This is a genomic window from Marinomonas sp. SBI8L, assembly GCF_001624705.1.
Taxonomy (GTDB): domain Bacteria; phylum Pseudomonadota; class Gammaproteobacteria; order Pseudomonadales; family Marinomonadaceae; genus Marinomonas.
Genome location: NZ_JSEO01000017.1, coordinates 1 through 24,225, shown reverse-complemented (window position 1 = coordinate 24,225; position 24,225 = coordinate 1). Strand labels below are relative to the sequence as shown.

General features: G+C 40.7%; 20 protein-coding genes and 1 other RNA gene. 4 read left to right on the top strand and 17 right to left on the bottom strand.

All coding sequences use genetic code 11. The features are described 5' to 3' along the window. Positions 1-219: 219 nt before the first annotated feature. From rnpB to orn, 15 genes are all read right to left on the bottom strand, one after another. Positions 220-570: RNase P RNA component class A (gene rnpB, locus OA91_RS20795), an RNA gene on the bottom strand. 117 nt (positions 571-687) lie between these two features. Then, the gene (locus OA91_RS20790; RefSeq protein WP_231870429.1) at positions 688-1,980 is read right to left on the bottom strand and encodes a HAMP domain-containing sensor histidine kinase; all 1,293 of its coding nucleotides are present in this window, start codon (positions 1,978-1,980) and stop codon (positions 688-690) included. 35 nt (positions 1,981-2,015) lie between these two features. Further along, the gene (locus tag OA91_RS20785; RefSeq protein WP_046019057.1) at positions 2,016-2,714 is read right to left on the bottom strand and encodes a response regulator transcription factor; all 699 of its coding nucleotides are present in this window, start codon (positions 2,712-2,714) and stop codon (positions 2,016-2,018) included. 186 nt (positions 2,715-2,900) lie between these two features. Next, on the bottom strand, positions 2,901-4,199 hold the full coding sequence (locus OA91_RS20780; protein ID WP_063339697.1) for an adenylosuccinate synthase: 1,299 nt from the start codon (positions 4,197-4,199) through the stop codon (positions 2,901-2,903). Positions 4,200-4,236: 37 nt separating this feature from the next. Next, positions 4,237-5,409 (bottom strand): ATP phosphoribosyltransferase regulatory subunit, encoded by a 1,173-nt coding sequence (locus tag OA91_RS20775; protein ID WP_231870427.1) that lies wholly within the window; start codon positions 5,407-5,409, stop codon positions 4,237-4,239. Positions 5,410-5,423: 14 nt separating this feature from the next. Then, complete coding sequence (locus OA91_RS20770) at positions 5,424-5,621, bottom strand: DUF2065 domain-containing protein (RefSeq protein WP_046019055.1); 198 nt, start codon at positions 5,619-5,621, stop codon at positions 5,424-5,426. Between the two features lie 120 nt (positions 5,622-5,741). Beyond that, positions 5,742-6,611: a protease modulator HflC gene (gene hflC, locus OA91_RS20765; RefSeq protein WP_046019054.1), complete on the bottom strand. Its 870-nt coding sequence runs from the start codon at positions 6,609-6,611 to the stop codon at positions 5,742-5,744. Further along, the gene (gene hflK, locus OA91_RS20760; RefSeq protein ID WP_063339695.1) at positions 6,611-7,846 is read right to left on the bottom strand and encodes an FtsH protease activity modulator HflK; all 1,236 of its coding nucleotides are present in this window, start codon (positions 7,844-7,846) and stop codon (positions 6,611-6,613) included. The genes hflC and hflK overlap by 1 nt, the downstream gene beginning before the upstream one ends. 21 nt (positions 7,847-7,867) lie before the next feature. Further along, complete coding sequence (gene hflX / locus OA91_RS20755; RefSeq protein WP_063339694.1) at positions 7,868-9,202, bottom strand: ribosome rescue GTPase HflX; 1,335 nt, start codon at positions 9,200-9,202, stop codon at positions 7,868-7,870. Positions 9,203-9,238: 36 nt separating this feature from the next. Next, on the bottom strand, positions 9,239-9,484 hold the full coding sequence (hfq, locus tag OA91_RS20750; protein WP_036179762.1) for an RNA chaperone Hfq: 246 nt from the start codon (positions 9,482-9,484) through the stop codon (positions 9,239-9,241). Between the two features lie 106 nt (positions 9,485-9,590). Continuing rightward, entirely contained in the window at positions 9,591-10,514 is a 924-nt protein-coding gene (gene miaA / locus OA91_RS20745) for a tRNA (adenosine(37)-N6)-dimethylallyltransferase MiaA (protein WP_269447922.1), read from the bottom strand. A 2-nt stretch (positions 10,515-10,516) separates the two neighbouring features. Further along, positions 10,517-12,430, bottom strand: a complete 1,914-nt coding sequence (gene mutL / locus OA91_RS20740) for a DNA mismatch repair endonuclease MutL (protein ID WP_063339693.1) — start codon at positions 12,428-12,430, stop codon at positions 10,517-10,519. 61 nt (positions 12,431-12,491) lie between these two features. Continuing rightward, positions 12,492-13,823: an N-acetylmuramoyl-L-alanine amidase gene (locus tag OA91_RS20735; RefSeq protein ID WP_046019050.1), complete on the bottom strand. Its 1,332-nt coding sequence runs from the start codon at positions 13,821-13,823 to the stop codon at positions 12,492-12,494. Between the two features lie 80 nt (positions 13,824-13,903). Next, entirely contained in the window at positions 13,904-14,377 is a 474-nt protein-coding gene (gene tsaE / locus OA91_RS20730; RefSeq protein WP_063339692.1) for a tRNA (adenosine(37)-N6)-threonylcarbamoyltransferase complex ATPase subunit type 1 TsaE, read from the bottom strand. A 668-nt stretch (positions 14,378-15,045) separates the two neighbouring features. Further along, entirely contained in the window at positions 15,046-15,612 is a 567-nt protein-coding gene (gene orn, locus OA91_RS20725; RefSeq protein WP_063339691.1) for an oligoribonuclease, read from the bottom strand. A gap of 74 nt (positions 15,613-15,686) precedes the next feature. Here orn and rsgA point away from each other — a divergent pair, with 74 nt between their 5' ends. Further along, a complete protein-coding gene (gene rsgA, locus OA91_RS20720) occupies positions 15,687-16,715 on the top strand; it encodes a small ribosomal subunit biogenesis GTPase RsgA (protein WP_063339690.1) in 1,029 nt (342 codons plus the stop codon). A gap of 72 nt (positions 16,716-16,787) precedes the next feature. On the opposite strand, the gene OA91_RS20715 is transcribed toward rsgA, so the two are convergent. Together OA91_RS20715 and motA are read right to left on the bottom strand one after the other, a co-directional pair. Continuing rightward, entirely contained in the window at positions 16,788-17,699 is a 912-nt protein-coding gene (locus OA91_RS20715; protein ID WP_046019046.1) for a flagellar motor protein MotB, read from the bottom strand. 47 nt (positions 17,700-17,746) lie between these two features. Continuing rightward, positions 17,747-18,601 carry a flagellar motor stator protein MotA gene (gene motA / locus OA91_RS20710; protein ID WP_046019045.1) on the bottom strand — a complete coding sequence of 285 codons (855 nt, stop codon included), beginning with the start codon at positions 18,599-18,601 and terminating at the stop codon, positions 17,747-17,749. 123 nt (positions 18,602-18,724) lie between these two features. Between motA and OA91_RS20705 the strand changes: the two genes are divergently transcribed. The 3 genes from OA91_RS20705 to OA91_RS20695 all read left to right on the top strand — a co-directional run bounded on the left by OA91_RS20705 (position 18,725) and on the right by OA91_RS20695 (position 24,068). Continuing rightward, positions 18,725-20,197 carry an HDOD domain-containing protein gene (locus tag OA91_RS20705; RefSeq protein WP_063339689.1) on the top strand — a complete coding sequence of 491 codons (1,473 nt, stop codon included), beginning with the start codon at positions 18,725-18,727 and terminating at the stop codon, positions 20,195-20,197. A 43-nt stretch (positions 20,198-20,240) separates the two neighbouring features. Further along, on the top strand, positions 20,241-21,098 hold the full coding sequence (asd, locus tag OA91_RS20700; RefSeq protein ID WP_063339688.1) for an archaetidylserine decarboxylase: 858 nt from the start codon (positions 20,241-20,243) through the stop codon (positions 21,096-21,098). A 198-nt stretch (positions 21,099-21,296) separates the two neighbouring features. Continuing rightward, positions 21,297-24,068 (top strand): methyl-accepting chemotaxis protein, encoded by a 2,772-nt coding sequence (locus tag OA91_RS20695; protein WP_063339687.1) that lies wholly within the window; start codon positions 21,297-21,299, stop codon positions 24,066-24,068. The last annotated feature ends 157 nt before the right edge of the window (positions 24,069-24,225 follow it).

Genomic DNA, 24,225 nt, shown 5'->3' with positions numbered 1-24,225 from the left:
TTAACACTTTTTTAAAAATAAATATGATTTATTGTTAATAAACACAAAAAAAGTGGCAAAAAAGCGCCTCAACCTAAGTTATTTTCGGCACAAAAACGCCTAAACCAAATTTTTATGGGATAAAAACACACAATGAGAGTCAAACAATGGAGGAGTTATATACAAGGCAACAAGGTGGTTTTCTAACTATGTGAATTATTTCAAACAACAAGGAAGGGATATGCAAGTTGGCCGATAAGCCGGGTTCTGTCGTGGACAGTCATTCCTCTCGAACATGCATCGCTACATGCCTCTAGCAACCTACCCGAATCCAGCGCGGGTCACGCCAATGGATTCCTATTTGGTCTTGCTTCAGATGGGGTTTACCTTGCCGCAAACTGTTACCAGTTGCGCGGTGCGCTCTTACCGCACCATTTCAACCTTACCGGTAGAAAACTACTTAGGCGGTTTATTTTCTGCTGCACTTTCCGTAGGCTCACGCCCCCCAGGCGTTACCTGGCATCTTACCCTGCGAAGCCCGGACTTTCCTCCATAATGCAAAAACATTACAGCGACTGCCTGGCCAACTTGCGACGCGCATCATACTTATACATTCAACAAATGACAAGAAAAACTCGTTTACAAGCAAAATTAATATTTATAAATTGAATAGATAAAAATTAAGTCAGAAGAGAAGACAAAAACAAACTAAGCAAGTGGCAAACTTAGACATACCTCCAAGCCACCTTGCTCATGATTTCTCGCCTTAATTTGCCCCTTATGGGCAGCAAGAATACGCTGAGCGATTGTTAATCCAACACCAAAACCGCCACTATTAGCTTCACGAGCATCAGAGGATCGATAAAAAGCATGGAAAATTTTATCCAATTGCACCTCATCAACTCCAGCACCACTATCCCTAACTAAAATAATCACTTCAGTTTCATTTTCGGTCAAACTCACAGAAACAAGGGAATCATTACCTGAATAAAAACACGCATTACGTAATACATTTTCCAACGCATGACGTAGCTGTACAGGGTCAATAAGCAATTTTTTGGTTACCTGGCCCGACTGTATGATATCAATATTTTTAAATTGAGACTCAAACAGCACATCATCAACAATAGAAGCAAGCCATAAATTAATATCAACCTCCTGCTTATCTAACGCCCCTTCCTCAAGCCGACTCAGCAAAAGCACATTACCTATCAAGGCATCTAACTCATGCAACTCATCGCGAATTCGATCTAAATACTTATGCTGAACATCTTGACCATGCTTATCTTCCGCCAAAACAAGCGCAACCTCTATTCGAGCCAATGGCGTCCTTAACTCATGTGACACATCCCTCATCAGACGCTCTTTCGACAACAACACACCCTCGACTCTAGAAGCCATCTCATTAAACTCTAAAGCAAGCTTACCAATAGCATCCGATCTCTCTGCTAACTTATAATCTAGCCGTGCATCCATATTACCTTGACCAAATGCACGCGCCATCCTCTGCAAACTAACCAAAGGGCCTAACAACCAATAAGCCAACACAGCACTCGAAAATAACAAGCCAAATAAAGACATCACCATCAATACATTTGCATTAGGTGGACGCATATCAGCATTAGGACGGAAAATTAACATGTAACCACGATCTGAATCACTGCGGATTTGAGAAAACTGACTGCGATGAAAGTCAGGTGCTGGATAAGAGGATAGCTCTCCAGTGTCATCCTCTAACAACTCTTCCATGCCAAAGTCTTTTGGCAAGGGCAACAACAAAGCACGCCCATTTTCTTCGTACAAAAACAAACGGCCATTTAATTTCTTTTCTTGCTCTTCAGCCAAGCGCCTCAACACTCTCATGCCAGCACTTTCATATTGAGAAACAAGCAAATGACCAGTTTCATCCAACTCTTGACGAGAAAGGTCACCTCGCTTTTGCGTCAACTTAATTATGCCAGCCCCTATGGTGACAACTAATAAGTTAGACAACAAAATCACCAAAAATACTTTTAGGAAAGTACTTCTCATTCTAGTTACTTACGCATTTCTTGATCAACAAAAATATAACCGACCCCACGTACAGTCTTAATTCTCGGCTCACCACTCAAAAGCACACCAACTTTTTTCCGTAAATTACTAATATGCATATCTAAGCTGCGATCATACATAGTTAATTTTCGCCCAAGCGCCTTCTCAGACAACTCTTGCTTAGTTAATACTTGCCCAGGCAGACTTAACATACATTCAAGCAAGGTGTATTCAGAAGTAGTCAACTCTATTAACTCACCATCCAAATAAACACTTCTATCTTTTCTTTGCAGTAATAAATTTCCAGACACTAGATCAGCAGCTAAATCCTCTTCCTTATCATTAATTGCTCTTCTCAAGATTGCCTTAATTCTCGCCAAAAGCTCTCTTGGATTAAATGGCTTAGACAAGTAATCATCCGCCCCCATCTCTAACCCTAAGATACGATCAATATCATCACCCTTAGCCGTTAACATAATCACTGGCACTTTACTTTTTGCCCTAACCATTTTAAGTGTTTCAAAGCCATCGAGTTCAGGCATCATGACATCGAGAATAATCAAGTCAGGCGACTGCTTTGCTAAAATATCCAAAGCCTCAACACCGTTCCAAGCATGCAGCACCTCATACCCTTCTCCTGAAAAATACTCCTTAATTAAGTCAGAAAGACGAGCATCATCATCCGCCAAAAGAAGCTTAACCATTCACTACCCCTTAAATATCAATAATCAACCAGCATCACATATAAACAAGCAACGACATCAGTGACAAAATTTTACCCTACCCGTTGCATAATACCTGCGCCATTTTCGATTTATTTACAATACGTCAAGGTAAATTTTAGATAATAAAAAAGCCGACAAGTCGGCTTTTTTATTATGAAGCTTAAATTAAGCTTTAAAAGGGTCACGTAAAACAATCGTTTCTTTACGATCAGGACCAGTTGAAATGATATCAATTGGCACCCCAACTTGTTCTTCAACAAATCGGATATAAGCTTGTGCATTTGCAGGCAAAGAGTCAAAGTCAGGTGCACCAACTGTTGATTCAGTCCAACCTGGTAACTCTACGTAAACAGGCTTAGCTTTTTCATAACCTTCACTGTCTACTAAAGAGCCAGCAACAGCCTGACCATTTTCATCTGCATAAGAAACACAAACTTTAATAGTTTCTGAACCATCAAGCACATCAAGCTTAGTTAAACAAATACCAGAAACTGAGTTGATCTGAACCGCATGGCGTAAAGCAACAGCATCAAACCAACCACAACGACGTGCACGCCCTGTTGTCGCACCAAACTCATGGCCACGCTCAGCAAGTCTCGCACCATCTTCACAGAAGAGCTCAGTTGGGAAAGGGCCAGAGCCAACACGAGTTGTATAAGCCTTAGTAATACCCAATACATAATCCAAGTACAGAGGACCAAAACCTGTTCCTGCTGGAGCACCACCTGCTGTCGTATTAGAAGAGGTTACATAAGGGTATGTACCGTGATCGATATCAAGCAAAGAACCTTGCGCACCTTCGAACATGATATTTGCACCAGAGCGACGCAAGTCATGTAAAAGAGAAATCGTATCAGCAACCATTGGACGTAAGAATTCAGCCATTTTCAGACCTTCTTCATAAACCTCATCAAATGAGATCGCATCAGCCTTGTAGTAGTTAACTAAAACAAAGTTATAATAATCTAGAACTTCTTTTAACTTCTCAGCAAAACGCTCGCTGTCAAGCAAGTCAGCCACACGAATTGCGCGACGAGCGACTTTATCTTCATAAGCTGGCCCAATACCACGACCTGTAGTACCAATTTTCTTAGCACCCTTAGCCACTTCACGTGCTTGGTCCATTGCAATATGGTAAGACAGGATAAGTGGGCAAGCTTCACTGATTTTCAAACGCTCAACCGCAGGAATTGATTGCTCTTCCAGCTCCTTTACTTCTTTCAGCAATGCAGCAGGCGATAAGACAACACCATTACCAATCACACACTGAACACCATCACGCAAAATGCCCGATGGAATCAAATGAAGCACGGTTTTCTTTCCGTCGATAACTAGGGTATGACCTGCGTTATGTCCACCTTGAAAGCGAACAACCGCTGCCACATCTTCAGTAAGTAGGTCAACGACCTTCCCTTTACCCTCATCACCCCATTGGGTGCCTAGAATTACTACGTTTTTACCCATAATTTCAGGTCTCATATAGATAGTTCAACAAAAAGTGTTATTTAGTTGCAGCCACAAGCTGCCATTCACCCTGGACTTGATCCAAGGTATAATCATAGTCAACTAGGCTATCCAGATCGGTTAACTGTTCAACTACTTGATAATTCTGTGCACGCAAATCTTGAATTGCCTGCCACAAAGACAAATCTTGTGCCACTGGCACCAATACTCTCTTCGCCTTTTCAACTTTAATATCTGCTAGCGATACCAAGGTTTTTAAATCTGTACTAAAGCCAGTTGCAGGTCTTGAGCGTCCAAAAACCTCGCCTATATTGTTATAACGACCACCGCGAGCGATAGCATTACCAAACCCAGGCACATAAGCGGCAAAAACAAGCCCTGTGTGATAGCTGTAAGACACCAAGTCACTTAAATCAAAATGCAGGCCTACATTTGGAAAGCGTGCTTGAATCTGTGTTTTTATCGCCGCCAAACTTGTCAATGCATCAGCAACCTTTTCACCTGCATCAGCCAAAATAGCTTGCGCTTTATCTAACACCTCTACACCACCACATAAGCGCGGCAAAGCGACCAGCCAAGCTTTCTGCTGCTGATTTAGATCCAATGAATTTACAAAGCTTTCTAATTCAGGCAAAGCCTTAGAACGGTAGAAATCAGCAAGCTTTTCTTTGTCATTATCAGTTAATGAAACAGCTTCAATTACGCCACGAACGATATCAACATGCCCCAAATCTAAAACTGGAGACTGAATACCTGCTACTTCAAGTGTTTCAAGCATTAAAGATAAAATCTCAATATCACTCTCAACACCACCATGACCATACAATTCTGCACCCATTTGAATCGGGCTACGACTGCCATCTAGACCTGCCGGAATTGTTCTTAACACACTGCCACAGTAACTCAAACGCTGGACACCCTGCTCTTTAATACCGCGCGCATCAATTCTTGCGACCTGCGATGTAAAATCAGCACGAATACCCATGAGTCGACCAGACAACTGATCAATTACTTTAAAGGTCTCAAGCTCTAAGTCAGAACCAGCACCAGTTAATAAAGAATCTAAATATTCAAGTAAAGGTGGGATTACTAAATCATACCCCCAACGACCATGAAGATTAAGCAACACTCTTCTAAGCTGTTCAATTTTTTCAGCCTGTTCAGGTAAAGCCTCATCAACTCCCTCAGGAAGCAACCAACGGTCTGTCATTAACATAATTCCTCTTAGCTACGGATAAAATAAAGCATCACTAGACCAAGAAACATACTAACAGCACCTAAAATTCGTAGATTCAAATCTGAACTTGCGATTGCTTTTGTCATTATATCTCGCCACATTTTTGGCGCTAGAAAAGGCAAAACACCCTCTGCGATTAACAACAAACTGGCTCCCACGAGTAGCGACTGCAACAATTCCTGCATAGATTCTCTTTATTACAACCATTAAAAAACCGGGTTAGCCCCGGTTTTTGTAATCATACCATGTTTCCCATTTGAACAAACAGACCTTCAAACAGGAAACTCAGCAATAAGCGCTTTCTTTTATTGCGCCGCCTGATTTAGGTATTTAAAGAATTCGCTATCTGGTTTCAAGACAAAAATATCACCTTGACTACCTAAGCTTTCACGGTAAGCTTGTAAGCTACGATAGAACTCGTAAAATTCAGGATCCTGTGTATAAACATTAGAATAGATACCAGCAGCAGTCGCATCACCATCACCACGAATCATCTCTGAATCACGGAAGGCTTCAGCTTCTAATACTACTTTCTGTCTATCTGCATCAGCACGAATACCTTCTGCAAGCTCCAAACCTTTCGATCTGTGTTCGCGGGCCTCACGCTCACGTTCTGTTCTCATACGCTGATATACAGACTCAGATACATCTGGCGGTAAATCAATTCGCTTAACACGAATATCAATCACAGCAATACCTAACTGCGCTTTAGCAACTTCATTTAGGTTATCACGCAACTCTGTCATCAAGCTGTCACGTTGACCAGAAACAACCTCATGCATAGTACGCTCACCAAACTGGTTACGCAGACCAGTATCAACCAAAGAGGTTAATACACGGTTAGCATTAATTTCATCACCAGAAGTCGCTGTATAGAACTTATCAACTGACTCAATACGCCACTTAACATAAGAGTCTACGATTACAGCTTTCTTCTCCAGCGTTAAATAACGCTGAGGACGTGAGTCAAGTGTCAAAATACGCGCATCGAACTTTTTAATTTCGTTCATTACAGGTATTTTAAAGTGAATACCTGGCGGTACGTCATTATCAACAATTTCACCAAACTTTAATACGACAGCACGCTCAGTTTCTTTAACGACATAAAGTGTTTGCGAGGCAACAAAGATACCCAGCACCACCACAAATAAAGCGATAAATGATATACCTTTCATTAGTTGCGGCCCTCTCTACGTGTCACACCTTGACGCTTTCTAATCTCATCCAACACTTGATCAGTCAGATCACTAATATTTGAGGTGTCATAACTAGCAACACCAGATGAAGTTACGTTTTTACGCTCAGAAATAATCTTATCAAGAGGTAGATACATCATGTTATTCCCCCCCTCAACATCAACAACAACTTTATTTGCGCTACCGTAAACATCTTCAACGGTTTCAATATACAAACGACGACGAGTTACTTCAGGCGCTTTGACATACTCTTGATACAAGCGATCGAAACGATCCGCCTGACCTTCCGCTCGACTAACAACTTCCGAACGGTATGCTTCAGCTTCTTCACGAATACGCTGAGCACGACCACGAGCTTCAGGAATTACACCATTAGCGTAAGCTTCAGCTTCATTTCGAACACGCTGCTCATCTTCTTTCGCCTTGATAACATCATCAAATGCTGCCTGAACCTGCTGAGGCGCCTGCACATTTTCCACGTTAACTTGGGAAATCAATAAACCCGTTCCATAGTCGTCAATATAACCTTGCAATCTCGCCTTCACATCCTGAGCTAATAGCTCACGACCTTCAGTCAAGATTTGATCCATTTCAGAACTACCTACAACATGACGAAGAGCACTCTCAGTTGCCTGAGATAAACTGCTTTCTGGATCACGTACGTTAAGCAAGAAATCTTTTGGGTTCTGAACTAAATATTGCACAGACAAGCCAACTTCAACAATCGCCTCATCCTCTGTCAACATTAAAGCCTTGTGGTCATGGGAACGTACTTTAGTAACATTCTCACTTTGCACACTATCAATTAGTGGCGGATTCCAATGTAGACCTGGCATCACAGTTTCATGATACTTACCCAAACGAAGCACAACACCACGCTCTTGCTGATCCACCTGGTAAATTCCAGAAGCCCCCCAAAGCGCAGTAACAGCAACAACACCAACAGCAAGTAATCCGCCGCTCATCTTACCACCTAAACCGCCGCCACCGGAGCCGCCAGAACCACCACCTTTATTACCCTTCACACCTATCATATCCATAAGCTTACGAAAGGCTTCATCTAAATCAGGTGGCCCTTGGTCATTTCGGCCCTTACGACCCCAAGGATCATTATCACCTTGACCATTATCATCAGGTCGACCATTTCCAGAATTTTTGTTCTTATCTGGATTCCATGGGTCATTGTCGTTATTACCCGGTTCATTCCAGGCCATACTAAATCTCCACTACAAAAATTAATCTAAAAGCCAAGGGTCAAGCTCTTGCCTATCCTGCATAAAAGCAGAAAGACCACTTTCGGGCTTAACACCGGCGTTCGCCAAAATTGTTAAATAATCATCTTTAGGGATGCAGATTTTTAATACAGAGGACCCAGCATCATCATATGTCTCAGACAAAACCGCTCCTTGTTCAAATAGCATCGCCCTTAACCGCCCTGCACTAGCTGGTAATACCAAGGTTTCACGAATAACATCTATAGCCAACACTTCAGCTATAGCTTGACGCAACAAATCAATTCCAGTGCCATCTTTTGCTGATAACCAAACTCGATATGGGAGACCATCCTCATTTCGATCAATTCTAGGCTCAACATTTGACAAAGCATCAATCTTATTAAAGATCAATAACGTAGGAATTTCATCTGCATCTATCTCTTTTAGTACCGCATTAACATGACCAACATTTTCATCTCGGTTCATATCACTTGCATCCACAACATGCAAAAGCAGGTCAGCTTCCGAAGATTCTTTCAATGTTGCTTGGAATGCTTTAATCAATTTATGCGGTAACTGCCTGATAAAACCAACCGTATCAGCTAAAACAACAGCCCCAACTTGCGCAAGATCTAAGCGACGTAATGTTGGGTCAAGCGTAGCAAACAGCTGATCAGCAGCAAAAACTTCAGCACCGGTAATAAAGTTAAATAAAGTCGATTTACCCGCATTTGTATACCCAACCAGAGAAACAGTTGGTACAGCAGACCTATCACGCGCTCTACGATTCTGATCTCGTTGAGAGCTTACTTTATCTAGACGCTTCTGGATTGACGTAATTCTTTCACGTAATTGACGTCTATCACTTTCTAATTGAGTTTCACCTGGACCACCACGGACACCGATACCACCCTTCTGCCTTTCAAGGTGAGTCCAACCTCTTACAAGGCGAGTAGCCATATGCTGTAACTGAGCTAACTCAACCTGCAACTTACCTTCATGAGTACGCGCACGTTGAGCAAAAATATCCAGTATTAAACCAGTACGATCTAATACTCGACACTGTAAAGATTCTTCCAAGTTTCTCTCTTGGGAAGGAGAAAGTGCATGATCAAAAAGAACAACTTGCGCTTCTTCTCTCTCAACAATTTCTCGCACTTCATCAAGCTTACCTTTACCGATAAAATATTTCGGATCAGGTTTTTGACGAGTACCAGTAACCACTGCAACAGGAGCGATACCAGCCGAGGTTGCAAGCTCAACAAACTCTTCTGGGCCATATTGAGTTTCACCATTATGAAACTCAATATGAACTAAAACAGAAACATCGCCACTTTCAGGACGTTCAAAAAACAAATTTATTTACCTCAGTTTATCTTTTAACAAGACAAACTATTCAGCAGCATCTTCTGGCTGATCAGGAGATGGAATACGAATTGTACGAGAAGGAACAACTGTTGAAATCGCATGCTTGTAAACCATTTGACTCACTGTGTTCTTTAGCAAGATAACAAACTGGTCAAATGACTCAATTTGACCTTGCAACTTAATACCGTTTACTAAAAAGATAGAGACAGGCACTCTCTCTTTACGTAAAACATTTAGATAAGGGTCTTGTAGTGATTGCCCTTTTGACATTGTCATCTCCTTAAAAAAATTGACTTGAGATTCAAATTAAACCTCATTAAAACAATATTGTAGATACTACATTATTTCTTTCTTGTTTACCCTATATAATCCTGCTTCAAAGGTATTTCAAGGCCTTCGACAAAAGATCTTTATCAAAAGTATCAAAAACCTGAAGATTCTCCCAACTTCTCAACCAAGTAACCTGCCTTTTAGCTAATTGACGAGTTGCGACAATCCCCCGATAAACGGCCTCATTCAGATCACATTCACCCGCAAGGTGCGCCCACATTTGTCGATAACCAACACATCGAATAGATGGCATATCCACATTAAGATCACCTCGTTGAAACAATCGCTCCACTTCTGATAAAAAGCCTTGCTCCATCATCATCTGAAAACGCTGCTCAATTCTTTCATGCAAAACAGCGCGCTCATTTGGCATCACAGCAATACTGACATAATTATAATCATTAGCACTTTCTGCCTGCTCTGCCCATAAAGACGTCATTGAACGCCCAGAAAGCCTACAAACCTCAATCGCCCTCTGCAACCTTTGAGGGTCATTTGGATGAATTCGCTTAGCAGATTCAGGATCTAGTCTTTGTAATTCTTCATGCAGATGCGGCCAACCATATTTAGCCGCCTCAGCTTCAATTTTCGCTCTTATTTCGGCATCAGCCTGAGGCATTTTAGCAAGCCCTTTCATCAAGGCGTTAAAATACATCATGGTGCCACCAACAAGCAGTGGCTTTTTTCCTTTTGCTAAAATATCAGCAATTTCTTTTTTTGCATCAAACACAAAGTCAGCGGCAGAATATGCTTGATCAGGCTCTAAAATATCAATCAATCTATGAGGCGCTTTGGCTAACATTTGTGCATCAGGCTTTGCTGTACCTATATCCATTCCTCGATAAACCAACGCAGAATCAACACTGATAATTTCATACCCATGGGAATCCGCCATTTCAACAGCTAAACCTGTCTTACCTGCCGCTGTCGGCCCCATCAAACAAACAACTTGAGCCTTATCTTCAACCAAGACTAACGACCTCTTAAAAACAATTTATCTAATTCTGACATTGTCATTTGCGTCCAAGTAGGACGCCCATGATTGCACTGACCACTGCGCTCTGTAATCTCCATATCTCTAAGCAAGCTATTCATCTCTGCAATAGTTAGCCTTCTATTTGCTCTAACTGAACCATGACACGCCATAGTTGCCATCAATTCGTTTGACCTAGCTTCTAAAATATCTGTGGCGCCATGCACAATAAGATCACTTACTACATCTCTCACCAAATTCTCTACATGACCCTGACTTAAAATTACAGGCACTTCTCGCACCATAATACTTTCGGGTCCAGATCGCTCAACTCGCAGCCCAAAGGAGTTAAAGACATCATCAGCTTCTTCAACCAAGTCTGCTTCACTTTGAGAAACAGCGATATTAATAGGCACTAACAATGGTTGAGATACAATCTGCTTAGCATAGAAAGCATTTTTCATTTTTTCATACAAAATACGCTCATGAGCTGCATGCATATCAACAACAATTAACCCTTGTTGATTCTCAGATAAAATATAAATGCCATGTAATTGCGCGATAGCAAAGCCTAATGGCGGCATACCAATTCTTTCAACTTCCTCAACACCCTCTTTATAAAGTTCGGGACGTAAAACAATTTCACCTGTCAGCGGATTAACATTCCCCGCTGGCGCACTTGAAGATACCTCATTGGCAAAATTAGACATTTGCGACATTACACCCAACTGACCACTTATTTGACCAGATTGAGATTGGCTCCCAGGCGCGGAACTCATCCAAGCATTAGAATTAGCCCCAAACCCTCCTTCAGAAGGCGATGTTGGCCTGTTCGCAAGCGCTAAACTATTTTGATGAGTAATTTCTTCAACTTGAGCTGCTTCAACCGTCTCATCTGCAACCGCTTCAGGTCTAACGTCCGCAAGTGCCTTATGAATTTTACTAAATAAAAAATCGTGCACTAAGCGCCCATCACGAAACCTAACTTCATGCTTAGTCGGATGAACATTTACATCCACAGTCGCTGGATCCAACTCTAAATATAAAACAAACGTGGGATGACGGCCGTTATACAAAACATCTCTATATGCTTGACGAACAGCATGGGCTACAAGCTTATCTTTAACGACACGACCATTAACAAAAAAGTACTGCAAGTCAGCTTGAGAACGAGAAAAGGTTGGCAAGCCTATCCATCCCCATAAACGCAACCCAGCCGCCTCAACATCTATAGCTAAAGCATTTTGTACAAAGCTTTTTCCAAGCAAAGATGCCAATCTATGCTCAGCATGCATTTGATCAGTAACTGCGCGTAAGTCATATATTTGTTTACCATCATGACTTAAACGAAATGCAACATCATATCGACTCAAAGCAAGGCGTTTCACCACTTCACTTAAATGATTAAATTCTGTTTTATCCGTGCGTAGAAACTTTCGTCTTGCCGGCGTATTAAAAAATAAATCCCTAACTTCAATGCAGGTACCATCTGGATGAGACGCGGGTCGCACATTAGCCCCCATATCCTTGCCTTCTGCCTCGACTCGCCAAGCATCCTGCTCACCTTTAGCTTTAGAAGTTAAAAGTAATCGAGAAACCGAGCTAATACTGGCTAAAGCCTCACCTCGAAAGCCCAAAGACTGCACGGCCTCTAAATCATCAAGCGTGTGAATCTTACTAGTAGCATGACGACTTAGAGCCAAAGCCAAGTCATCCTTTACTATGCCCGATCCATTATCTCGAATCTTTATTTGCCTTACACCGCCTTGCTCAACTTCCACATCAAGTTGAGTTGCACCTGCATCCAAACTATTCTCGAGCAACTCTTTAACAACAGAGGCTGGTCGCTCAACAACTTCACCTGCTGCTATTTGGTTAGCTAAGCGAGGGGATAACAAATTAATTCTTTGCATGATTTAATCAAAAACTCTTGATGAGGAATATTTATGGTGTTTGATAATTTTTAATGGTCGCTCAACCAGCAGGTATAACTAACTTTTGGCCAATCCAGATCACATCATTTTTTAATGTGTTTGCCTTTCTAAGTGCAGTAATTGAAACACGATTTTTTCGAGCGATTTCAGATAAAGTATCACCCTTAGAAACAACATAGGAAGATACTCTACCTTTATTTTGTTGCTGCCAAGACAAAAGCGAGCCTTCAGGAGGATTAGCGGTAAATGCCTGAACAATACCTTTAGACATAGCTGTCGCTAGCTTTTTTCGATAGCCAGCACTTCCTAAATTTTTTGCTTCTGTTGAATTAGAAACAAATCCAGTTTCAACTAAAATAGAAGGGATATCAGGCGACTTAAGCACAACAAAGCCGGCTTGCTGCACAGTATTCTTATGCATGTGCGCAACCTTATCCATTTGAGTTAGCACTTTAGAACCAATATCAAGACTAAACTGAATTTTAGAGTTCATAGACATGTCTAATAAAACCTCAGCCAACAACTGATCTTTGTCATCTAAAGAAATGCCACCCACTAGCTCTGCAGACTGCTCCTGTTGCGCCAACCAGCGCCCCATTTCACTCGTTTTACCACTCAAAGACAAGGCCCAAACAGAAGCCCCCCTCGCTTTAGGGTTTGTAAAGGCATCAGCATGAATTGAAACTAATAAATCAGCATTTGCTTCACGAGCAATTTTCGACCTTTCACGCAACTTAAGATAAATATCACTTGAACGCGTTAAGACGGCCTTAAAACCATCGACTCTATTAAGTTTTCGGGCTAACTCTTTAGCAATAGATAGCACAATATCTTTTTCTCGCACTTTATATTGCCCTAGCGCACCAGGATCTTTACCCCCATGCCCTGCATCTACAACGATAACAATGTCTCGCTTAACATTTGCTATATTCTTAGTCGTTTTTACAGGCACACTTAAATTAACTTTTTTGCCATAACTAAGCTCGACCATAACTCTTGGCCCATACTTAGCATTTGCTCCAAGCACGCTACTTTTCGCTTTAACCTTTTGATTTAAGTCTAGAACAAATCGAGTACCATCATCACGCTTACCCGCACGTAATTTGCGTAACACCCCAGAGGAGATACTAGCTAATTTGTTTTGCAACTTAGTAGCTAATTCAGCATCTTGAAGATCTAATACCACACGATCTGGATTTGAAAGGGGAAACAACCTATGTGAAACAGGAGAGGACAAATCAAAAATAAGTCTTGTTAAGCCATTTTCTTGAGCAATACGCACATCTTTTACTGTTGCACCAACAGCACTAACAGTAAAAAAGAAACTGAAAATAAAGAATAAATTAAGCGTAAATTGGTAGATTTTTTTCATACATATCAGACAGCTGCAAGCGTTAAGAGCACACTATAACGCTTGCCTTTGACGATCTCAATGCAGGTCTTGATTTTATCTTAGCAGGCTAGAGCTTGATCAAATCCTAATAGTGCAGCAGCACCCTTCTCACTGACAGCCTCTAAACTCACTTTACGACCATTTCTAACAAGGTCAATATGAATATTCACATCAACTTCAGGCAAACAACCTTGCCCCATTTCAGGCCACTCAACCAAACACAAACTATCTTGTTCGAAATAATCTCTAATCCCCATAAACTCAAGCTCTTCGGGATCAGCAACACGATACAAATCAAAATGATAAATGTTTTTTTCTTCTAATTCATAAGGCTCGACTATGGTATATGTTGGACTCTTAACTGGCCCCACATAGCCTAACCCTTTCAACAGCCCTCTCACTAGGGTTGTTTTTCCCATTCCCAAATTACCATTCAAATTTACTAAATTCACATTCACTAATATTTTTGCTAATTCTTCGCCAAACATTTCCATGGCATCTTCGCCAAACAGTTCGTAATCTAACTTTGTCATTTCGACCTCTTTCTGTGCAATTCTATATTTATATCTTCGACTATTACTTTTTTTGTAAAGCTATTATCAACTTTCTAACGCCGCTTTCTTGGGCTAAACCACTTTTATTTCATTCGGTATTCAAATTAACTTTAGGCAAAAAACACTTTATATACTTAAGCCTAATCAAAACCCCGCCAATATTTATCACTCTTAGCATTAGTTAAGAGTATATAGCCAATGACGTTAAATTAAACATATGACAGAAATATGACAAAAGCATTTATTACAAGCAGGCAAATTGCCTTAAGGGGAAACTCGATCTACCAGAGAGGGAGAAAACCAATTATGTGAAATACCGATTTTCGATTCTATCTTGTCTCTAATAAATTTACTACTTAGCAAACAGATAAAACACACAACTTGATGCTGACCTCTAAATAGTAGTCAGCATCAAACTGGGAGCAAAGGAAACAGTGATTAAACCACCTTCTATCAGCCTTATCAGAAAAAGTATCACACAAGTCGTTACTTTTTCTGGAATGCCACCTAGGCATTATTCAAAGACCCGAAGGGCGTGGTCTAAAAGCTCTGCCTTGACGCTGAAGACCTATCAATAGAATAACTATTAAGTTGCGTTCCTAGCTACAAATCTAGAGACTTTTATCCACACACTGAGGCGGGAGAAGTTATTCGCAAGCATCCTGAGGATCAAAATTAAAAACATTCGCCTTATAATAAGCAAGTTCAGCAATAGACTCTTTTATATCATCCATTGCTAAATGAGAGCCCTTTTTACTAAAGCCTGTTAAAACATCAGGTTGCCAGCGCTTAGTTAATTCTTTAATTGTACTCACATCAATATAACGATAATGGAAAAAAGCCTCTAACTCTGGCATGTAGCGATAAAGAAAACGACGGTCCTGGCCAACGCTATTACCGCATATGGGTGAAGCCCCTTTAGGTACATACTTTTCCAAAAACTGAATCGTCTCAAGCTCAGCTTGCGCCATTGTCATGCTTGTTTCTAAAACACGTTGAGTTAAACCTGACTGTCCATGATGAGTTGTGCACCACTCATCCATAGCATCCATAATTTCACGGGGCTGATGAATCGCAACATTAGGCCCTTCAGCAAGCACATTTAAATGCTTGTCTGTCACTATTGTTGCAATCTCAATAATAGTGTTTTTATCTGGGTCCAAGCCTGTCATCTCAAGGTCAATCCAGACCAAATTCTCTTTATCTAAACTCATGATGCATTCAAACCTTTATTCTCAATGCTAGGCATTATACTCTATGCGCCTTAATAAAGGACCCACTTGAGATAATGTCTAAAAGAAAACTCACGAAACAACAAACTTGGCGCATTGAAAAAATTCAAGCTGAGCGCAGTAAACGCGTTAGCAAGCGCAACACCAAAGCGGAAGAAGCACTTTTATCTTCAGACCTAGGCCCTGAAACTGAAGGCCTAATCCTTTCGCACTTTGGCACTCAAGTGGAAGTAGAAAGCATCAACGAAAGTGATGTAAAGATTGCGACCCGTTGCAATTTAAGAGCAAACCTCGGTCAGTTGGTAACAGGTGATAAAGTTGTTTGGCGAGCTAATCAACAAGAAGGCGGCGTTGTTGTTGCACGGTTAGACAGAGACAATGACCTATGTCGTCCAGATATGCATGGCCGTTTAAAACCTATCGCAGCCAACATTGACCACATCATTGTTGTAGTCGCTGCTGAACCTCTTGCTCACGCAAACCTGATTGATCGCTACCTAGTTGCAGCAGAAACAGCAGGCATTCCACCTGTTATCCTTTTAAACAAAATCGACTTGGTTGATGACAGTAATAGAGACAGTTTAAATAGCTTACTCAAAACTTATGAAGATCTTGGTTATCAGGTGCTAAGAACATCCACCAAACAAAAAGACAGCATGGATGAGCTATATGACTTCTTAGGTGATAAGACTAGCGTTTTTGTAGGACAGTCTGGTGTCGGTAAATCATCTTTAGTCAATACACTTTTACCCGGTGTTGATTTATCGGTTGGCGAATTGTCCCAAAAACGTAAAAAAGGCACTCACACAACCACCACAGCGAGACTTTTTCACATGCCTAAAGGCGGTGACTTAATTGACTCCCCAGGAATTCGTGAATTTGGTCTATGGCATATCAGCATTGAAGAACTACTAGAAGGCTTTATCGAATTTCGAGAACACATTGGCTATTGCCGATTCAGAGACTGTGCCCATGAAGAAGAACCAGGCTGTGCACTTCAACAGGCACGAGAAGAAAATAAAATCTCAGACATTCGCTATCAAAGCTTCCTGAGAATCAAAAACTCCATTCTAGAAAACCTTTAACATAAAAGGGCTTTTTGAACAGCTACACCTAACTCAAAAAGCCCTAGAATATAAAAGTCACATCAAAGCAGGCTAAAAAACAGCTTCAGGTGCGATTTCAATACCTTCTTCCCTTGCAGCACCATAAATCAAGCGATTACGTTCCTGCATTCTTTTATAGGCCGCACTGGTTAACAACAATATACTTACCCTTCTATTAATACCCGCTTCTGGCTCATCTTCATTGTACGGTACTGTATCAGACAGCCCCATCACCTGAACAAAGCGCTCATCAACAGTGCCACCCTCCCTTAATAATCTACGTGCCTCATTCGCACGCATTGAAGATAGCTCCCAGTTACCAAGACCAGCAAAAGAGTATGCAGATGAGTCCGTATGGCCAGAAACCACCAATCTATTTTTCAAACCAGATAATACCTGGCCAATATTTAATAAAGCGATCTCGAAGTCTGGCGTAAGACGGCCACTCCCAGCAGCAAACATGGGCTTATGGATTTTATCCAGCAAGGTGACTCGAATACCATCTGGCGTAATCTCGATTTGCAAATTCTCTTTTAGTGCTTCAAAAGCCTCATTACCAGATAACTTTTGCCCTAGCATTGCAGCAAGGTCAGCCTGCTCTTGCTCAGCAACAAGGTCATGGTGAGAGTTTGCCCTTTCTTCAACCGAATCAGGTTTTTGCACACTGCCAGGGTCAGGTAAATTTAGATCAATTTTTTTCTCAGTACTCTTAGCAGGACTACCCCCCAAATCAATAGGATGATTACTAAAGCCTGCCGTTGATGCACCTTGCGGGTCATTAAAGTATCCCTGAATTGCCGATAGCTCTTCAGGTGAAGCCACATTAATAATCCACATGACAAGAAAAAAAGCCATCATAGCTAAAGCAAAATCTGCCAAAGCAATTTTCCAGGCACCGCCATGATGCCCACCCTTTTTAACTTTTTTAACTCGACGTATTATCGGTCCTGATGTTTCAGCCATACACCCTCTCCAAGCAGCATAATTCCCTAAACAAACATAGCAATAAGTTAGCGGTAAGTTCGAACATATTCAGCTAACTCTGCAAATGAAGGTCGCTCTTCGGATGGTAATAACTTACGTCCAGTTTCTACTGCAGCGCCCGGCGAAAAACCAGAGACAGTGGAAACCAAGCAAGCCTTAACCGCGTTATAAGCTTTTAATTCATGCTCCCCTAATCCTTCAAGATGAGAGGCAAGCGGACCAACAAAACCATAGGCAAAAAATACACCTAAGAAAGTCCCCACCAAGGCAGCCGCAACGTGTGCGCCAATTAGTTCCATGGCACCACCAATCGACCCCATGGTAATAACAATACCCAATACTGCTGCAACAATACCAAACCCAGGTAGAGCTTCAGCCACTTTATTAACAGCGTGGCCAGGCGCAACTAAGTCTTCCGCGATTTTTTCAATTTCAGCATCAATAATCGCCTCAAATTCATGAGCAGGTAAGCCAGTTAAAATAAAAATCCGATAGTTATCTGTAATAAATTCAACCATTTCATGATCCCTTAATAGGTCAGGAAATGATTGAAAGAGCTCACTTTCATAAGGCGCTTCAATATGATCCTCAATCGCTAAAAAGCCTTCTTGCCGACTCCTAAAAAACAATGTGTACATCAACGCCATTAAACCAAGGTAATAACGCTCATTATGACGACTACCTAAAAATGCTTGAGGCATGAGTTTAAAAATACGTTTTTGAAGGTGCCAAGGGTTTGCTACCATGAAAGCGCCTAAAGCTGAACCACAAATGATTAAGACTTCAAAGGGCTGCCATAACGCAATCATTTCTCCGTGGGAAGCCATATAACCAGTCACAACACTGACAATGACGATAACCATCCCTACTATCACAAACATATTTTTCTTCCTACGATCTACGATGTATGCACATTGCACATTATAAAGTATGATAAATCACAATACTGATTTATCATTTTATCGAATAGAGCAACAACTTACAGAGCTTTAATGTAAACACCTATGAGCGACAAGTCCCCCTCAAGCCTAGAAGAATGGCTAATATACCTTAAGGATAAGAAGTTTCCTGTTGGCTCAGACAACCTAACTAAACTTCAAAACCAGCTTAAGTCGCCACAAGGCGCTATTGACGGGCTTCAACACAGTATTTTAGCCGAGCCTTTTATTGGCTTCATGTCAATATCTGTGGCCAATCAAATTGCAAAAAATAACAATAATCAAATTAAGACCCCAACTCATGCTGTGTCTATGGTCGGGATTGATGGCCTAGAAAAGATCACAAAACAGCTTTATCCATGCCAATTTTCAAACAACAACCGCGCTCACTGTGAATTTCTTAGGCAAGTTCAGATTAGCTACGAAGCGGCATCTATTGCAAAGTTTTGGTCTATCGAAAAACGTCACGCAAATAATGAAGAGATTTTTTGGATAACTTTTTTTAGAGATGCAGTGAAATGGTTACTTTGGTTTTATTGCTATGAAACCATGCATAAATTAACCCAGAATTTAAAGCAAGGAATGAAACCCAAAGAAGCAGAAGAAGCTATTTTTGGATGCCGAATAGATCAACTCACAGTCAAGCTATTTCAATACTGGGAAATTCCTAGCATCATAATTGACTCCTTCAAAACGGAAAACACACCAACAGGAAGAGAGCTTAAAGCACTTGCTGACCTGACTCGTGATCCAGAAAACGTGCCTGTTGACCCAGATGACAGACGCTTAAACTTTCTTGCAAATCATTCTCTTCTTTTTGCCGTATGCGCAAGTAAAACAGCACATATTGCTAACCAATTAGGCTGGGACAGCAAAGGCTTAGAGAATTATTATAAAGTTATCTCAGCAGCACTGCATTGTAAGCAAGCTAAAAGCATTAGAGCAGCACATGCAGCCTGTGTAGAGTCTGCCAAACTCTTCCCTAGCCCATATAAAGTACCACTAGCCAAGTTTCTGCTTTCTCCAGATCTATATCAAAAAGCAAAGAAACCTGTAAAGTCGCAAAAAGAAACACCCCTTTCTGCATTACAAAAATTAGCTAAGTCAGATCAGACAACAGATAAAGAATGCTTAATTATGAGCATTAAAGTTATTAAAAAATTAATAGCACCAGCGAGTCAAATCCTTATCCTTAATTTTGATAACGAGCTAAATAAACTCAAAGTCAGCCTACAGTATGGTTTTGATTTAGCCCGCTTAAAACAAACTAAATGGGACCATACAAATAAGGTTTTTGAGAAACTATTAAAAACACCAAGTGCTGTTTTATTTGACGAAAAGAAATTAAACCAAATCATTAGATATCTACCTAACACTTTAACGCCAAAATTAACGGAAAATCAGAATCTAATATTAACCTCTTTCAAAAGCGGACCGTCTAACTGGAAGGTTATTTGGATAGGAAGCAATACATCTTTTTCTGAAAATGACTTTATAAACACTAAACGAATTTCAAGTATTCTAAGCAAACGCTTTTAACAACTTAAACTATTAAATACCCTGAAAGTAAAAGGATAAACCAGTGAACAGAGATCAACTCTTTGCCTTAGCACAACACCTAACCCCCCAAAAGACATTATCTCGCCTAGCTGGTCGTCTTGCTGAATGCGAAAACACTTGGGTTAAAGATACATTCATTCAAAATTTCATTAAAAAATATCAAGTAGATATGAATGAAGCAATTGAACCAAAACCTCAATCCTATAAAAACTTTAATGCATTTTTTACCCGTGCAATCAAACCAGAGCTAAGACCAATAGCATCAGACGACAAGGCTATTGCATGCCCTGCAGATGGAGCAATCAGCCAACTTGGAGATATTGAGTACGGCACCCTTCTACAAGCAAAAGGCCACACCTATAGCCTAACCAGCCTACTCGGCGGCGATGCAGAATTATCAAACCGCTTTATTGGAGGGAAGTTTGCAACCGTTTACCTCTCCCCTAAAGATTATCACAGGGTTCATATGCCAATTGACGGTAAGCTAACCAAGATGATTCATATTCCTGGCAAGCTATTCTCAGTAAACAAGGTAACAGCTGAACAAATACCAAATGTTTTTGCTAGAAATGAGCGCACTGTCTGCATATTTGAAACGGCTGTCGGACCTATGGCTGTGATTTTAGTTGGCGCCATGATAGTCGCAAGCATTGAAACCATTTGGGCAGGACAAGTTACGCCTTTCAATAAAAATGTGGTCACTTGGGATTACGATAAGCTTAATCAAGTAGAGTTGAAAAAAGGCGAGGAAATGGGTCGCTTTAAACTTGGCTCAACTGCAATTGTATTATTTGGAGCAGACGCAAACAACTGGGAAGACCATTTAGAAGCAACTACCCCAACTCGCATGGGCATGCCATTTGGGTCTATCAATATTTAAAACACCCTGAGCGCCTATTACCTTAATACCCAAGCATAATAGGCGCCCATTCATCAAAAAAAACATCCCGCAACAATTTTATACTCGTTTTTTACACTGCCTATATGTACAAGCAAAGGTTTCGTTACTATTTATTAATCATTGATTAAAACTCTTTTTTGAATGAAATAGTTTCCGATTTTTTTTTGCGAGGCTTGTATGCACCTACTTAAATCGCTTAATTTAAAAGCGAAATTTACTCTCATATTTGTTTTTATTGGCTTGTTGCCTATCATCATAATTAGCTTTATATCGACGCAAAACAGCACAAAAGACGTTCAAGATAAAGTCTACAACCAGTTAAGCTCAATTAACCAAATAAAAAAAGAAACCATTGAAACCTATTTCCATGAACGCGAAAGTGACATGGGAGTCCTGGTTAACATTGCTGACACCCTACGCAACCAAGCGTTTCAAAAACTTGATGCCGTTCAGGATTTAAAAAAATCTGAACTAACAAATTATTTGCATAACAATTATGCCCAATTAAATCTACTAGCCTCACAAGAGCATGTGAAACACGCACTTGAAGAAATGATAACTACCTTCAAGTTTAAGAGCATGTGGACCCCTTTACTTAACACCCACGATACTGAATTTAAACAACTTCTCACTTACTTTGGTTGGTATGATTTCTTTTTAGTCAGCCTGAAGGGAGACATAGTATATTCCGTGACTCGAGAAGGAGATCTTAGAAAAAACCTCGAAAAAGATCTAAGTGATAGCTCTTTCTATAAAGCCTACAAAAAAGCTAAAAACTCAGCCGATAACGAGATTCATTTGGCTGACTTCTTGCCTTACGCACCCAGCAATGGAGACCCTGCCGCCTTTGCAATTCAAGCCGTCGAAAAAAATGGCGAACGCATAGGCTATATCGCTTATCAACAACCTCTTGAACACATAAACGAAATACTTGGACACAGAACCGGAATGGGAGAAACTGGAGAGTCTTATCTTGTCGGCCAAGACAACCTAATGCGGTCGGACTCCTACCTCAATCCCAACCAATTTTCTGTAAAAGCCTCATTCAAGGATAACAACAAGGTAACAACGAGAGCAGTACAAGAAGCTCTTGAAGGTAAGAAAAACACCGCAGTTATTATGGATTACAACAATAACCCCGTTATCAGTAGCTGGGATTTTATTGATGTTGGCGAAGGAATTAGATGGGCTATAATTTCTGAAGTTGATGTCACAGAAGCCCTTAACCCACAAACATCAGACGGTGTTGATTTTTACAAAAGTTATATCGAAAAATACGGTTATTACGATTTATTTCTTATTAATCCAGATGGCTACATCTTTTACACAGTCACCAAAGAGGCTGATTACCACACCAACATCATTAACGGAAAATATTCAGATAGTGGCCTAGGGCAGCTGATTAGAAATGTAAGTCAAAGCAAACTCTATAGCATGGCAGACTTCTCCCCTTACGCACCAAGCAACGGAGACCCTGCCACATTCATTGCACAACCACTACTGAATAATAGCAAAGAAGTATCACTTTATATCGCCCTACAACTTCCATTAGAAGGCATAGGCAATATTATGAAAACCCGTGTCGGCATGGGGGAAACAGGTGAAAGCTACCTTGTTGGTGAAGACTATAGAATGCGTAGTGACTCATACCTAGACCCAGAAGGACACAGTGTTAAGCAAAGTTTTGCAGGCACTGTAGAAGAAAATGGTGTAAACACACTCGCGAGTAAAAGAGCCTTAGATGGCATACAAGGCACAGATATCATCACTGATTACAATGGACACCCTGTAGTGTCGTCTTATGACCATATCGACTTTAAAGAATTTAAATGGGCAATTCTGTCAGAGATAGATGAAGCTGAAGCCTTTATGTCTATCAGGCAAAACTCCTTCTTCATGATCATCATGATGATAATTACCGCCATCATCATCGCAGGTATCGGGATAATCGTTGCTAAGCGAATCGCGCAGCCAATTTCAGATATTTCAAATGTGGCAAACTTAATTGCAAATGGTGATCTGAGATCAAAAATAGAAGTCAGCACCTCTGACGAAGTCGGCAAACTGCAAAATTCAATGCAACAAATGATCAGTAATTTACGCACCATGGTTAACAACATATCTAATGTAGCCAAAGAAGAAACCACTACATCAGAACAATTGGAAGAAATAACCAAGGAAACCAACACCACAGTACAAGAACAAAAAGATATCGCAGAGCAATTTACAAGTTCAATGAGCCAAATGGGTGCCACTGTAAACGAAGTAGCTGAGAATACATCCAATACCTCAAGTGCCCTAAATGAAATACAAACTAAAGTCCTTGAGGGCAGTTCAGCCTTAGATAAAACCTATCATTCAATCCTATCTATGACAGAGCAAATTCAGCTTTCTGAAAAAACTGTACAGCAAGTAAGAAGCGACTTTGATCAAGTAAGCAGTGTTTTAGATGTGATCAAAGAAATTGCCGAACAAACCAACCTTCTCGCTTTAAATGCTGCGATTGAAGCAGCGCGAGCAGGTGAGCAAGGCAGAGGATTTGCAGTTGTTGCCGACGAAGTAAGACAACTCGCTCAAAGAACCCAAGATTCAACAAAACAAATAGACGACATGATCAAAAACATCATCTCTGGCGCCAACTCCTCTGTTGAGGTCATGGCGAAAAGTGTTGCCAGAGCCAATGAAGTTCAAGATCATGCCAAAGAAGCAACAGAGATAAATGAGGTAATTACCGAGCAAATCAGCCAAATAAATACTCTCAGCCTACAAATTGCCACCTCAACAAAAGAGCAAACACAGATGATAGACGTGATCTTAAATAATGTCGAAAACTTAAATGATGGCGTTCATAAAACAGGTGATGCTACCAATGTCATTGCAGAGTCCAGTAGCGAGCTCAATAAATTGGTCATAAAACTCGATAAGGAGACCAGCTTCTTTAAAATTTGAAGCTCATTACAATCAAACATCACCAGACCTTTGACTAGTCCTGATATAGGTTGACACTTATTTCAGTTAAAACGCTCGATGTACCTCATCGGGCGTTTTGTATTTTAGGCTTAAATGCGGCCTACTTTCATTATAAAGTGTGATTGATTCTTTCACC